General features: G+C 74.8%; 10 protein-coding genes and 1 riboswitch. Of the genes, 7 read left to right on the forward strand and 3 right to left on the reverse strand.

Annotated features, from left to right (window positions below; genetic code table 11):
- Positions 1 to 2: 2 nt before the first annotated feature.
- Positions 3 to 186: riboswitch (cobalamin riboswitch) on the reverse strand.
- Between the two features lie 128 nt (positions 187 to 314).
- The 3 genes from ACZ4V6_RS19995 to ACZ4V6_RS20005 all read right to left on the reverse strand — a co-directional run bounded on the left by ACZ4V6_RS19995 (position 315) and on the right by ACZ4V6_RS20005 (position 5,703).
- Positions 315 to 890 carry a potassium channel family protein gene (locus tag ACZ4V6_RS19995; RefSeq protein ID WP_467829032.1) on the reverse strand — a complete coding sequence of 192 codons (576 nt, stop codon included), beginning with the start codon at positions 888 to 890 and terminating at the stop codon, positions 315 to 317.
- On the reverse strand, positions 887 to 2,272 hold the full coding sequence (locus ACZ4V6_RS20000; protein ID WP_467829035.1) for a chloride channel protein: 1,386 nt from the start codon (positions 2,270 to 2,272) through the stop codon (positions 887 to 889). Before ACZ4V6_RS20000 ends, ACZ4V6_RS19995 begins: the two co-directional genes overlap by 4 nt.
- 299 nt (positions 2,273 to 2,571) lie before the next feature.
- Complete coding sequence (locus tag ACZ4V6_RS20005; protein WP_467829038.1) at positions 2,572 to 5,703, reverse strand: FAD-binding and (Fe-S)-binding domain-containing protein; 3,132 nt, start codon at positions 5,701 to 5,703, stop codon at positions 2,572 to 2,574.
- Between the two features lie 215 nt (positions 5,704 to 5,918).
- On the opposite strand from ACZ4V6_RS20005, the gene ACZ4V6_RS20010 reads away from it, so the two are divergent.
- The 7 genes from ACZ4V6_RS20010 (at position 5,919) to ACZ4V6_RS20040 (ending at position 14,035) form a co-directional block, all read left to right on the forward strand.
- Positions 5,919 to 6,311 (forward strand): cell division protein SepF, encoded by a 393-nt coding sequence (locus ACZ4V6_RS20010; protein ID WP_467829040.1) that lies wholly within the window; start codon positions 5,919 to 5,921, stop codon positions 6,309 to 6,311.
- Between the two features lie 246 nt (positions 6,312 to 6,557).
- Positions 6,558 to 7,742: an AAA family ATPase gene (locus ACZ4V6_RS20015; RefSeq protein ID WP_467829042.1), complete on the forward strand. Its 1,185-nt coding sequence runs from the start codon at positions 6,558 to 6,560 to the stop codon at positions 7,740 to 7,742.
- Entirely contained in the window at positions 7,739 to 8,101 is a 363-nt protein-coding gene (locus ACZ4V6_RS20020; protein ID WP_467829045.1) for a nucleotide pyrophosphohydrolase, read from the forward strand. Before ACZ4V6_RS20015 ends, ACZ4V6_RS20020 begins: the two co-directional genes overlap by 4 nt.
- 212 nt (positions 8,102 to 8,313) lie before the next feature.
- Complete coding sequence (locus tag ACZ4V6_RS20025) at positions 8,314 to 8,847, forward strand: DUF6099 family protein (RefSeq protein ID WP_467829048.1); 534 nt, start codon at positions 8,314 to 8,316, stop codon at positions 8,845 to 8,847.
- A 51-nt stretch (positions 8,848 to 8,898) separates the two neighbouring features.
- Positions 8,899 to 9,822, forward strand: coding sequence for an LLM class F420-dependent oxidoreductase (locus tag ACZ4V6_RS20030; RefSeq protein ID WP_467829050.1), 924 nt, complete (start codon positions 8,899 to 8,901; stop codon positions 9,820 to 9,822).
- Between the two features lie 149 nt (positions 9,823 to 9,971).
- Positions 9,972 to 11,480, forward strand: coding sequence for a 3' terminal RNA ribose 2'-O-methyltransferase Hen1 (locus ACZ4V6_RS20035; protein WP_467829052.1), 1,509 nt, complete (start codon positions 9,972 to 9,974; stop codon positions 11,478 to 11,480).
- On the forward strand, positions 11,477 to 14,035 hold the full coding sequence (locus tag ACZ4V6_RS20040; RefSeq protein WP_467829055.1) for a polynucleotide kinase-phosphatase: 2,559 nt from the start codon (positions 11,477 to 11,479) through the stop codon (positions 14,033 to 14,035). The genes ACZ4V6_RS20035 and ACZ4V6_RS20040 overlap by 4 nt, the downstream gene beginning before the upstream one ends.
- Positions 14,036 to 14,132 lie beyond the last annotated feature (97 nt).

Genomic DNA, 14,132 nt, shown 5'->3' on the forward strand with positions numbered 1-14,132 from the left:
TGGATGGACGACGCGCCTTGGCCGGTCTCCTGGCTGACGGGTACCACCGCCCGAACTCCGCCTTCCCGGGTCACGAGGACCCAGTGGCTGCCCGCGAGGGCCGGAGCCGGACTTCCCGATCACAGTGGCGAGGGCCGCACCGGTACTTCACCGGATTTCCCGTTCACCAAGGCGTGGCGACAGTAGTGCGCCCACGAGGGTGGTGACAAGCGGGCCTCCCGGCGGCCGGCCCCCGGGGCCGGGGGGACTTCCCGCGCGGGCACGCCGTCGTACGGGGCCGCGCGCCCCCGCCCGACGTGGCGAAGATCTCAGCCTCACATGCCCTCGCCGTCGGGGGCGCCGCCGCCGGAGTCCCGGGCCACCCGGGAACGCAGCTGCTGGCTCAGCGCCGTCCCCGCGGCGGTGAGGAAGACGAAGCTGTAGACGATCTGCAGGAGCGTCACGAGCCGTGCCGTCTGGCCCCGTGGGGTGATGTCCCCGTACCCGACGGTGGCCAGGGTGACGACGGTGAAGTACAGGGAGTCGACACGCGTGTGCAGCCCGTGGAACTCACCGGGCTGCTTGGCCAGGAGGTAGTAGGCCGCGGCGAAGACGTGCACCGACAGCAGGACCAGCAGGGAGATGGCCACGCCGGGGTGGGTCTCCGTGCGGCCGGTGAGGACGCGGCGGATCTGCCGCAGCAGCAGAACGGCGACGGTCGCCAGGCCCAGGGCGAACAAGAGCCAGCTCAGAACCGGGTGACGGGGACCCAGCCGGTCGAGGGGCAGCAGGAAGTAGGCGGCGACCAGGCACACGACCGCACCGCCCCGCGCCAGCCAGGGACGCGCCGAACGCCAGGGGACACCGGACCCGGCCCGGTGCGCCCGCCCGGCGCCCCCGCGGCCGGTCACCGGCCCGTCCCCGGCCCGGAACGCGCCTCCGCCCCCGCCGGCGGCCCGGGCTCCGGCGGGCTCCGGCGGAGCGCCTGGGCGACGACGAAGGCGACCACCGACGAGATGACGACCAGCGGCATCTGTTCGTGCGCGTCCGCGCCCAGCAGCAGGACCGCGAGCACCGAACTGGCCAGCGGCAGCCCCGTCACCGCGGCCATGGCGGCGGGCATGCCGAGGGCGAGGGCCGGGGTCACGCCGAAGCCGGGCAGGCCGGAGCAGGCCACGGCCGTGGCCGCGCCCAGCAGCAGGGAGGGGAAGATCGGACCACCGCGCAGACTGCCCAGCGCGATGCCCCACGCCAGCCCCTTGCACGCGACGAGCGCGACCAGCGCCCCCACGGACCAGGCGTGCGGATGCGCGGCGAGCTGGGCCAGGGCGGCCTGCCCGGACAGCGCCGCCTCCGCCGGTGAACGGCCGGTGATCAGGGCGTACGCGGTGATGCAGACGCCGACCGCCGTGGCGCACAGGACGGTTCGGACGGCCGTGCGGTGCTCCGCCCAGGCCCTGGTGCGGCGGCCGAGCCCGCGGGCCAGCGTGACCAGCACCGCGATCAGCGCCGCCGTCGGGACGCCCCACAGGAAGTCGCCGGCGTCGGGGGCGGTGCTCGGCGGCACGTCGGGCAGCGACAGCGCGCCGATCGTCAGGCCGGTCCACTGCCCGAAGCCGGTGAAGACCAGGGCGCCCGTCGCGCTGGCCAGCAGACAGGGCAGCAGCAGGGCGACCATCCGGGTGCCGGCCAGCCCCGCGCCCTCCAGGAGCAGGACGGCCGCCGCCACCGGGCCGCCGAGGATGGTGGAGATCGCGGCGGTGGAGCCGGCCGTCGCCAGGACCGCGCCCGCCTTCGGATCCGCGCGCGCGCCGGCCCGCCGCACCGCGAGCAGGGCGAGCCCGCTGCCGAGGGCCATCAGGGGCGCCTCGGGTCCCAGGACCACACCGAGCGGCAGGGTGGCCAGTGCGGCCAGGACGGTGCCGGGCAGCTCCTTCGGCCCGACGGGCCCGCCGCCCAGCCCGTTCACCGGCAGATGGCCTCCGCCGCCCGGCATCCGGGTGACGATCGGCGCCAGGACCAGCCCCGCCAGCACCAGCGCGGGCAGCGGCCACCACCAGGGCGGGGTGCCATACCCGGCGGCCTTCGGCAGCGACGTCCACACCCAGTGCTGGAGCTCGTGCTGGAGGCCGACGAAGAAGAAGCAGGCCAGCGCGATGGGAACGCCGATCAGCACGCACAGCAGCAACAGCAGCAGGTAGCCGGGGCTGAGCAGGGTGTTCCGCAGGGACTGCTCGGCCTCGGCGGGGACGGCGTTCGCCGGTGCGGCCGGCGGACTCCCGGGCGCGGTCACGGGGCCGTCCGGCGCACCGCCGGTACGGAGCCGGCGAGCGGCGGCAGGGGTCGAGTCGTCACGGGCCCTCCCATCGGTCCGCCCACCTCTCGGCACGGACCGACGGCCCGTCGCGCTCCGTGCGCATCGTGTGCGTCTCAGTAAACGCGAGGCGGTGCGGCGCCGCATGCCACGGACCGCCCTCCGGGGCCCGGCACCCCGGACGGCACACTGCCGCGCCCTCCCGGTACGGCGGCCGGCGCCGCGGGCACGCGTCCCGCCCGCCCCGCGCGTCGGCGACGGCCGGACGCCGGCCCCGCTCAGCGCCGCCGCAGTGCCCGGGCCAGGGCCGCCGCCGTGCCGGCGGCGGCCAGGCCGGTGCCCGCGAGGGCCAGTGCCCGTGCCCGGCGGCCGGGCGGCGCGGGGCGGACGCCCGGCGCGGTGCCGTACGCGCTGTCCCGCACGCCGGTCCCCGCGGCCGGGCCGGGCAGCGCCGAGGCCAGCAGCTCCGCCAGGTGCACGCCCTCGTGACCGCCGCTGTCGAACTCGTGGATCTGGGTACGGCAGCTGAACCCGTCGGCGAGCACGACGGTCGCCTCGTCCTCCTCCCGCAGCCGCGGCAGCAGCACCCGCTCCGCGCACGCCTCGCTGACGTCCAGGTGGCCGCGTTCGAAGCCGAAGTTGCCGGCCAGCCCGCAGCACCCGGAGTCCAGCCGCTCGGCGTCCACCCCGGCCCGGCGCAGCAGTTCCCGGTCGGCGTCCCAGCCCATGACCGCGTGCTGGTGGCAGTGCACCTGGGCCAGCGCCTTCGCGGACCGCTCGGGCACCCGCGGCGGCTCGTAGCCGGGGGAGTGCCCGGTCAGCAGCTCCGACAGCGTGACCGTCTGCCCGGCCAGCCGGTTCACGTCCTGGTCGCCGGGGAACAGTTCCACCGCGTCCGCCCGGAACACGGCCGTGCAGCTGGGCTCCAGGGCCACCACCAGTCCACCCGCCCGCACGTGCGGGGCCAGGGCGCGCACCGTCCGGGTGAGGACCCGCTGCGCCGTGCCGAGCTGCCCGGTGGAGATCCAGGTCAGCCCGCAGCACAGCGGCTCGCCCGGCAGCTCCACCCGCCAGCCCGCGTGCTCCAGCACCCGCACGGCCGCCTGCCCGACGTGCGGGTGGAAATGGTTCGTGAAGGTGTCCGGCCACAGCAGCACGGTGCCGCGCCGCCCGTCGCCCTCCGGCTCGTGCCGGGCGAACCACTGCTCGAACGTCCGTTCCGCGAACAGCGGCACCTCCCGGTCCGCCACCCCCGCGAGGGCCACGGCGGCCCGGGACAGCAACGGGGCGTGGGTGAGGGCGTTGACGACCGGCCCGAGGCGGGTGCGGCCCACGGCCCGCGCGAGCACCGGCAGCCAGCCCATCGACCAGTCGGAGCGCGGCCTGCGCCAGGGCCGCCCCGCGTAGTGGTGGGACAGGAACTCCGCCTTGTACGTGGCCATGTCCACGTCCGCCGGGCAGTCCTTCCTGCAGCCCTTGCAGGCCAGGCACAGGTCGAGGGCGTCCTTGACCGCCTGCGAGCGCCAGCCGTCCCGGAGCGCCGCGTCCCCGTGCCCGTCGAGCATCTCGAACAGCAGCCGGGCCCGGCCCCGCGTGGAGTGCTCCTCCTCCCGGGTCACCTGGTACGACGGGCACATCACGGTGCCGTCGCTGGTGTGCTGGCGGCACTTGCCGACGCCGACGCACCGGTTGGCGGCCTGGGCGAACGACCCGCCGTCGTGCGGGAAGCGGAAGTGCAGGTCGCGGGGGTCGTACGGGGCCCAGTCGCCGCCGAGGCGCAGGTTCTCGTCGAGCCGGTGGGGGGCGACGACCTTCCCGGGGTTCATCCGGTCCAGCGGGTCGAAGACGGCCTTCAGCCGGCCGAACGCCTCCACCAGCTCGTCGCCGAACATGCGCGGCAGCAGCTCGCCCCGGCTCTGTCCGTCGCCGTGCTCGCCCGACAGCGACCCGCCGAACTCGGCGACCAGGTCGGCCGCCCGTTCCATGAACCGGCGGTAGGCCGCCACCCCGTCCGCGGTGTACAGGTCGAAGGGGATGCGGGTGTGCACGCAGCCCTGCCCGAAGTGGCCGTACAGGCTGGGTCCGGTGTCGCTGAGGTAGCCGAACTCCTCGAACAGCGCCCGCAGTCGGCGCAGGTAGGCGCCGAGCTTCCCGGGCGCCACCGCCGAGTCCTCCCAGCCCTCGAAGGTGTCGCGCCTGCCGGGGATGTGGGCGGTCGCGCCGAGCCCGGCCTCGCGGACCTGCCACAGGTCCTGCTCGTGCGCCGGGTCGTCCATGAACGCGCAGTCGGCGTCGTGCTCGGAGCGGTGCAGCGCGTCCAGCATCCGGTGGGCCCGCGCACCGGCCTCCTCCACCGTGTCGCCGCCGAACTGCACCAGCAGGTAGGCGTCGCCGTCGGGCATCTCGGCCAGCGCGTCCTCGTTGAGGTGCTTGATCCGCTCGTCGCGCACCAGCCGGGCGTCGACGCCCTCCAGCGCGATCGGCTCGTGCGGCAGCAGACCGGGCACCGCGTCGGCGGCCTCCTCGATGCTGTCGAAGCCCAGCACCACCAGGGTGCGTTCCTTCACCACCGGCACGAGCTCCAGTTCCGCCCGCAGGACGGTGACCAGCGTCGACTCGCTGCCCACCAGCAGCCCGGCGACGTCGAAACCGTACTCCGGCAGCAGCGAGTCCAGGTTGTAGCCCGACACCCGGCGCGGGATGTCCGGGAACCGGCGGCGGATCTCGTCGGCGTACGTGTCGCGCAGCGCCCGCAGCCGCCGGTACACCGTCGCCCGCAGGTCGCCCTGCCGTTCGATCTCGGCGTACTCCTCGTCGCCGGTCTCCCCGCACCAGAAGCGGGTGCCGTCGTAGAGCAGCACCTCCAGGCGGGCGATGTTGTCGACGACCTTGCCGTACGCCTGGGCGGTGGCACCGCAAGAGTTGTTGCCGATCATGCCGCCGATGGTGCAGTTGGCGTGGGTGGCGGGCTCGGGTCCGAAGCGCAGGCCGTGCGGGGCGAGCCGCCGGTTGAGGTCGTCCAGCACGATCCCGGGCTGTACGACACAGGTGCGGGCGTGCGCGTCCACGGACTCCACGCGCGTGCAGTACTTCGACCAGTCGAGCACCACACCGGCGTTGGTGCACTGCCCGGCCAGGCTGGTCCCGCCGCCCCGCGACAGCACCGGCGCGCCGAACTCCCGCGCCACGGCCACCGCCTCGGCGCCGGCCTCGGGGGTGCGCGGGACGACCACGCCGATCGGCGTCTGCCGGAAGTTCGAGGCGTCCGTCGAGTACGCGGCCCGGCTGCCCGCGTCGAACCTGACCTCGCCGTCGACCCGTGTGCGCAGGGCCGCCTCGAGCGCGGTCGTGTCGACCGGCGGCGGCGTCCCTTCGCGGACGACGGGTCCGGGCAGATCCAGTGCGCCCATGGGCCCTCCTCGGGGAGATGCGCGGTGCGGCGGCCACGGCCGGCCGTACCCGCGGCACGGCAGCCGGCGGGTACCCCGCCGCAGGACACGGCAATCTCCGGGTGGCGCTGCGCGCCGGGACGGTCGCCGACCGTGTCGTTGTTGGGCCGAACGGGTGAGTTGACGTAAGAATTGGCTGGTGCACGCATTGAAGGCGAGTGGAATCGGGGGAGCCGGTGAACAGCTACGACGTCACCGATGAACAATGGGAAGGGCTCGCCCAGGTCGTTCCGTTGCGCGGGCGCGACGCCTGGCCGTCGTCGGTCGGCCATCGCGCGATGCCGGAGGCGGAGACGGAGGCACGCCGCCGTTTCGTCGTCCTGCGGGTCAACGTCTTCGCGGACGCCCGCGAGGTCGCCGAGACGCTGATGACCGGCATCCCGGTGCTGCTGGACCTGACCAACGCCGAGACCGAGGTCGCCAAGCGCGTCCTGGACTTCAGCACGGGCGTGGTCTTCGGCCTGGCCAGCGGCATGCACCGGGTCGACCGCAACGTGTTCCTGCTGACTCCGGCCGGGACCGAGGTCAACGGCCTGATGGAGGGCGCGGCCGGGGTTCCGGGGATGTGACGGCGGAGGCGGGGGTGTGCCCCGGCGCCGGTCCCGCCGCCGGGGGCGGGCTGTCCGCCCCCGGGCCGGTGGCGTCCGGGTCGGCCGCCGGCGTGCGGGGGCGCCCCCGCACGCCGGCGCGCGGGGCCGCCCACCCGGCCCCGCGGCGCGACGGACACCCGTGAGCCGGCCGTCCCGTCCCCCGTTCGTAGGAACGACGCGCAGACGGAACGGTTCGCCCGGAACGCGGAGCCCTACGGTCCGGACATGGCCGTGTCACCCGCGTCGACGGCGTCCGCGCCGACGGCCTCCATCGCCCCCGCCCCCGCTCCCGCGCACCCGGACCGACCGCGCGTCACGGAACTGCGGCTGTCCGCGTTCGCCCGGCACCGGGGCACCGAGATCCCGCTCGCGCCCCTCACCCTGCTCGCCGGGCCCAGCGGCTGCGGCAAGACCAGCGCGCTGCGGGCGTACGAGGCGCTCGCCAGGCTCGGCGGCGGCGCGGAACTCGGCGCGGTCTTCCCCGACCCGCTCGCCTGCGTCCCCGAACGGGCCCGGCCCGACGCCCAGCGGCGCCGCGGTTTCCGCATCGGCTGCACGGTCGACGGTCCCGAGGGCCCCGTACGCCTCGACGTGGCCGTGCAGGCGGAGCCCGAGCTGCGCATCGTGGGGGAGCGGCTGACGGCCGGCGGGCTCGTCCTGCTGCAGACCGCCCTGCGCGACCCCGGCCGGCGTGCCGTGCAGGCCGCCTGGCACACGGCGGGTTCGGCGCCGGTCACGCGCGCCCCGCTGCCCGACGACCGGCTCGGCACCCCGCTGCTGCCGCTGCGCGTGGCCGGCAAGACGGACGGGCAGCGCAGGGTGCTGGCGGCGGCCGAGCAGACGGTGGTCGCCCTGCGCTCCGTCTTCGCCTGCGACCCGCGCCCCGCCGGGATGCGCGAGCCCGTTCCCACCGGCTCCGGGCGGCTGCTCGGCGGCTGCGACAACCTCGCCGACGTCCTGTGGCGCACCCGGGCCGAGTGCGGCCGGCGGCACGCCCGGTTCGTCGCCGCCGTACGGGCCGGGTGCGCGGGCCCGGTCGAGGACGTCCTGGCCGAGCCGGTCGCCGGCGGAGCGGTCCGCGCGCTGCTGGACCGGGGCGACGGCGTCCGCACCGGCCTTCCGCGCCTCGGCTACGGCGAGCTGCGCTACCTCGCCCTCGCGCTCGTGCTGTTCACCGGCCCCGGTGTGCTGGAGGTCGACCCGGCCGGCGAGGTGCCCGCCGCGCTGCAGACGCTCACCGTCCTCGCCGACGGCCTCGACCGCGGCCTGGACGTGCGCCAGCGCGCGGAACTGCTCCGGCTGGCGGCCCGGATGTGCGACCGCGGCCACATCCGCCTCGTCGGCACCGTCGCGGACGCCTCGTGGACGGCGGCGGCGCAGGGCGTCACGGTGGTACACCTGGGGCCGTGACCGATCATCCCCGTCCTGCCCCGGACCTGGCGGCGTTGCGGCGCAGACTGGCCGAGTTCGCCGCCGCGCGGAACTGGCAGCCCTACCACACCCCGAAGAACCTGGTCGCCGCCCTCAGCGTGGAGGCCTCCGAACTCCTCGAGATCTTCCAGTGGCTGACGCCCGAGCAGTCGGCCCGCGTCATGGACGACCCGGGGACCGCGCACCGCGTCCGGGACGAGGTCGCCGACGTCCTGGCGTACCTGCTCCAGTTCTGCGAGGTGCTCGGCATCGATCCGCTCGCCGCGCTGGACGCGAAGATCGACCGCAACGAGTCCCGTTTCCCCGCGCGCGGGGAGCCCGGAGGGCACGGGGACTGAGGACGGAGGAGAGGGGTCCCGGGGAGGAGCGCAGAGGAGTCGCGCACTCCGTTATCACTCTACGTAGTTGGTTCCGCGTCCGTATCCTTATTGTTGTCCGAATATTTCTGCCCAGCTCTGGCTTTTCGCCCCACACGCCTTCACTCTGGGTAGTGGACAACGGAGTTCGGGCGGACGCGTCGCGGACGCGTCGGAACAGACGGGGGCAGCGCATGGACGCGGTGCGGCTCATCGTGACGAGCGGGCGTGCCCTGGCCGCCGGCGGCGAGGTGCCGGAGATCCTGACGGAGGTGTGGCAGGCGCAGGCCCTCGCCCAGGCGATCGGCAGCCGGCTGGCGGTCCACGGACCACCCGAACTGCGCGGCGAGGCCCTGGGACTGACCGAACTGGCGGGCCGGGGCTGCGGCGTGCTGAGCACCCCCGACCTGGCCCCGGGCGAACTGCGCGCCGCCCGGCTCACCGAACTGGGCGACGCCCGCCAGGCCCTGATGTGCCTGGGCACCCTGCTCGGCGAGATCGGCATCGCCCTCGTCGGGATCGCCTGCGCGGTGGACGACGAGGGCACGTACTGGCAGTGCATGGAGGCCATCGACGCGGCGGACGAGTCGCGGGACCGGGTCCTGGAGATGCTGCGCAAACTGGCGGACCGGGACGCGGCGTCACCGGAACGGGAGGCGGGACAGCTCCCCCTCCTCCCGGCGCCCGGCCGGTGCCGTTCACCCGGCGGGGCCGGGTGCGCGCCGTGACGCGCGGGAGCCTGTCCGGCGGACGCGGCCCGACCAGGCAGGATGGAAGGCATGGAACTGCGTATCTTCACCGAGCCCCAGCAGGGGGCCACCTACGACACCTTGCTCACCGTGGCGAAGGCCACCGAGGACCTAGGCTTTGACGCCTTCTTCCGCAGCGACCACTACCTCGCCATGGGCTCCGCGGACGGCCTCCCCGGCCCCACCGACGCCTGGATCACCCTCGCCGGCCTCGCCCGCGAGACCCGGCGCATCCGGCTCGGCACGCTCATGACCGCCGGCACCTTCCGGCTGCCCGGCGTGCTCGCCATCCAGGTCGCGCAGGTCGACCAGATGTCCGGCGGCCGCATCGAGCTGGGCCTGGGCGCCGGCTGGTTCGAGGAGGAGCACAAGGCGTACGGCATCCCCTTCCCGAAGGAGAAGTTCGCCCGCCTCGAGGAGCAGCTGGCGATCGTCACCGGGCTGTGGGCCACGGAGGCCGGCAAGACCTTCGACTTCCACGGGAAGTTCTACGACCTCACCGGGTCGCCCGCGCTGCCCAAGCCCGCGCAGGCGAAGGTCCCCGTGCTCATCGGCGGCCACGGCGCCACGCGCACCCCGCGTCTCGCCGCGCGGTACGCCGACGAGTTCAACATCCCCTTCGCCTCGATCGAGGACACCGAGCGCCAGTTCGCCCGGGTGCGGGCCGCCGCCGAGGAGGCCGGGCGCGGCGCCGACGCGCTGACCTACTCCAACGCCCTCGTCGTCTGCGTCGGCAAGGACGACGCCGAGGTCGCCCGCCGGGCCGCCGTGATCGGCCGCGAGGTCGACGAGCTGAAGGCCAACGGCCTGGCGGGCTCTCCGGCCGAGGTCGTCGACAAGATCGGCCGCTACGCCGCCGCCGGCGCCCAGCGGATCTACCTCCAGATCCTCGACCTCGACGACCTGGACCACCTGGAGCTGATCTCCTCCCAGGTGCAGACGCAACTGTCCTGACCGTGACCCCGCGATAAACGAAGGCGCCGGTCGGCCGCCCTGTGCGATGGTGTGACCGTCGTCCTGCCGAGCCCCCAGGATCACCACTCCTGGGGGCTTTCGCGTACGACGGCGCAGTTGTGTCCGCCCAAGCCGGAGAGGCCCTCCGCATGTTCCTGACCATCACCACCACCGGTACCCCCGAGCGCCCCGCGACCGACCTCGGCTTCCTGCTGCACAAGCACCCCGGCAAGGCGCAGGCGTTCTCCACCTCCTTCGGCACGGCCCACGTGCTCTACCCCGAGGCGGAGGAACAGCGCTGCACGGCGGCGCTGCTGCTGGAGGTGGACACGGTGGCCCTGGTCCGGCGCGGCAAGGGCAAGGGCCGGGGCGGCGCCCCCGACGCGGCACTCGCGCAGTACGTCAACGACCGTCCCTACGCGGCCTCCTCCCTCCTCGCCGTGGCGCTGAGCAACGTCTTCTCCAGCGCGCTGCGCGGCGTGTGCAAGGCCCGCCCCGAGCGTGCCGCCGAGCCGCTCCCGCTGCGGATCGAGGTGCCCGCGCTGCCCGCCCGCGGCGGCCCCGGCCTCGTACGCCGCCTGTTCGAGCCGCTCGGCTGGGCGGTGACCGCGGAGCCCGTCCCGCTGGACACCGCGTTCCCCGAGTGGGGCGACTCCCGGTACGTGCGGCTGACGCTGGAGGCGGACACCCTCACCCTCTCCGACGCGCTGCGCCACCTGTACGTCCTCCTGCCGGTGCTCGACGACGCCAAGCACTACTGGGTCGCCCCGGACGAGGTGGACAAGCTGATGCGGGCCGGCGGGGCCTGGCTGCACCACCACCCCGAGGTCCGGCTGATCACCAACCGCTACCTGTCCCGCCGCTGGTCGCTGACGCGCGAGGCGATGGGCCGGCTGGAGCTCGTCCGGCTGGCCGAGACCGACGACAGCGACGTCGAGGAGATCGACAACGCCGTGGCCGAGGAGGCGGCCCCGGAGACCGAGGAGAAGCCCACCCCGCTCGCCGTGCAGCGCCGCGAGGCGATCCTGACCGCGCTGCGGGACGGCGGCGCCGCCCGCGTCCTCGACCTCGGCTGCGGCGAGGGCCACCTGGTGCGCGAGCTGCTCAAGGAGCCGCGGTTCACCGAGATCGCCGGTGTGGACGTGTCCGTGCGCGCGCTCGCCATCGCCTCCCGCCGGCTGAAGCTGGACCGCATGGGCGAGCGGCAGGCCGCCCGCGTGCGGCTCTTCCAGGGCTCCCTCGCCTACACCGACAAGCGCCTCAAGGGCTACGACGCCGCCGTGCTCAGCGAGGTGATCGAGCACCTCGACCTGCCGAGGCTGCCCGCGCTGGAGTACGCCGTCTTCGGCTCGGCCCGCCCCCGCACCGTCGTCGTCACCACGCCGAACGTGGAGTACAACGTGCGCTGGGAGACCCTCCCGGCCGGCCGCGTACGCCACCGCGACCACCGCTTCGAGTGGACCCGCGAGGAGTTCCGCACCTGGGCGCGGACGGTCGCCGAACGGCACGGCTACGGCGTGGGGTTCCGCCCCGTCGGCCCCGACGACCCCGAGGTGGGCCCGCCCACGCAGCTGGCCGTGTTCACCCTGGCCGCGAGCGGCCCCCGGCCCGCGAACGACCCGAAGACCGCGAACGAGAAGGAGGCGGAGGCCGCATGACCACCACCGACACCACCGGTGCCGCCGCACGGGCCCGCGCCCTGCCGGTCACCGACCTCTCCCTCGTCGTGCTGATCGGCGCCTCGGGCTCCGGCAAGTCCACCTTCGCCCGGCGTCACTTCACGCCCACCGAGGTCATCTCCTCCGACTTCTGCCGGGGGCTGGTCGCGGACGACGAGAACGACCAGAGCGCGAGCCGGGACGCCTTCGACGTCCTGCACTACATCGCGGGCAAGCGGCTCGCCGCCGGCCGCCGCACCGTCGTGGACGCGACGAACGTGCAGCAGGACGCCCGGCGTCAGCTGATCGACCTGGCCAGGAAGCACGACGTCCTGCCGATCGCCATCGTCCTCGACGTGCCCGAGCAGGTCTGCGCCGAGCGCAACGCGACCCGCACCGACCGGGCCGACATGCCCCGCCGGGTCATCCAGCGCCACACCCGCGAACTCCGCCGCTCCCTGCGCCACCTGGAGCGCGAGGGCTTCCGCAAGGTGCACGTCCTGCGCGGCACCGAGGAGATCGAGCACGCCACCGTCGTCACCGAGAAGCGGTTCAACGACCTCACCCACCTCACCGGCCCCTTCGACATCATCGGCGACGTCCACGGCTGCGCCGCCGAGCTGGAGGCCCTGCTCGGCAGGCTCGGCTACACCGACGGCGTCCACCCCGAGGGCCGCACCGCCGTCTTCGTCGGCGACCTCGTCGACCGCGGCCCGGACAGCCCCGGCGTACTGCGCCGCGTGATGGCGATGGTGAAGTCGGGCGACGCGCTGTGCGTGCCCGGCAACCACGAGAACAAGTACGGCCGCCACCTCAAGGGCCGCAAGGTCCAGCACACCCACGGACTCGCCGAGACCATCGAGCAGATGGAGGGCGAGAGCGAGGAGTTCCGCGCCGAGGTGCGGGAGTTCATCGACGGCCTGGTCAGCCACTACGTCCTCGACGGCGGCCGGCTCGTGGTCTGCCACGCCGGTCTGCCGGAGAAGTACCACGGCCGCACCTCCGGCCGGGTCCGCAGCCACGCCCTGTACGGCGACACCACCGGCGAGACCGACGAGTTCGGCCTGCCGGTGCGCTACCCGTGGGCCGAGGACTACCGGGGCCGCGCCGCCGTCGTCTACGGCCACACCCCCGTCCCCGAGGCCACCTGGCTCAACAACACCATCTGCCTGGACACCGGCGCCGTCTTCGGCGGCAAGCTCACGGCGCTGCGCTGGCCGGAGCGCGAGCTGGTCGACGTGCCCGCCGAGCGGGTCTGGTACGAGCCGGCGAAGCCGCTGCGCACCGAGGCGCCCGGCGGGCACGACGGCCGGCCGCTGGACCTGGCGGACGTCCAGGGCCGCCGGGTCGTGGAGACCCGGCACGCGGGCCGGATCACGGTACGGGAGGAGAACGGCGCCGCCGCCCTGGAGGTCATGAGCCGCTTCGCGACCGACCCCCGGCTGCTGCCGTACCTCCCGCCGACCATGGCACCGACCGCCACCTCCGGGGTGGACGGCTACCTGGAGCACCCGAAGGAGGCGTTCGCGCAGTACGCGGCCGACGGGGTGGCGCGGGTCGTGTGCGAGGAGAAGCACATGGGCTCGCGGGCGGTGGCCCTGGTCTGCCGCGACGCGGAGGCGGCGAGCCGCCGCTTCGGCGTGGAGGGCCCCACCGGATCCCTCTACACCCGCACCGGCCGCCCCTTCCTCGACGACGCGTCCCTCACCGAGGAGGTCCTCGGCCGGCTGCGCACGGCGATCGGCGACGCCGGCCTGTGGGACGAACTGTCCACCGACTGGCTGCTGCTGGACGCCGAGCTGATGCCGTGGTCGCTGAAGGCCTCCGGACTGCTGCGCTCCCAGTACGCCGCCGTGGGGGCCGCCTCCGGCGCGGTGTTCCCGGGCGCGCTGGCCGCCCTGGAGGGCGCCGCGGCCCGTGGCGTCGACGTCACCGGGCTGCTGGACCGCCAGCGCGCCCGCTCCGCCGACGCCGCCGCGTTCACCGACGCCTACCGCCGCTACTGCTGGACCACCGACGGCCTGGACGGCGTGCGCCTGGCGCCGTTCCAGATCCTCGCCGTCCAGGGCCGCAGCCTGGCCGCCCTGCCGCACGACGAGCAGCTCGCCCTCATCGACCGGCTCGTCGAGCACGACGGCAGCGGCCTGCTGCGGACCACCCGGCGGCTGTACGTCGACACCGGGGACGCCGAGTCGGTGCGCGCCGGCACCGACTGGTGGCTGGAGATGACCGGCCGGGGCGGCGAGGGCATGGTCGTCAAGCCCGTGGGCGCGCTGGTACGGGACGGGAAGGGCCGCCTGGTGCAGCCCGGCGTCAAGTGCCGGGGCCGCGAGTACCTGCGGATCGTCTACGGCCCCGAGTACACGCGTCCCGACAACCTGGCCCGGCTGCGGCAGCGGTTCCTGAACCACAAGCGGTCCCTGGCGATCCGCGAGTACGCCCTCGGCCTGGAGGCCCTGGACCGGCTCGCGGACGGCGAACCGCTGTGGCGGGTGCACGAGGCGGTCTTCGGCGTCCTGGCGCTGGAGTCGGAGCCGGTGGACCCGCGGCTGTGACCCCGGTCCCGGCCGGCCCCGCGGACGGGCCGGCCGGGACCGGCGCACGGGTCCGCGCGAGCGGGGGATGAAGGCGCGCCCGAGCGGTCAGGATGGA

Source organism: Streptomyces sp. NPDC029152 (assembly GCF_055564355.1).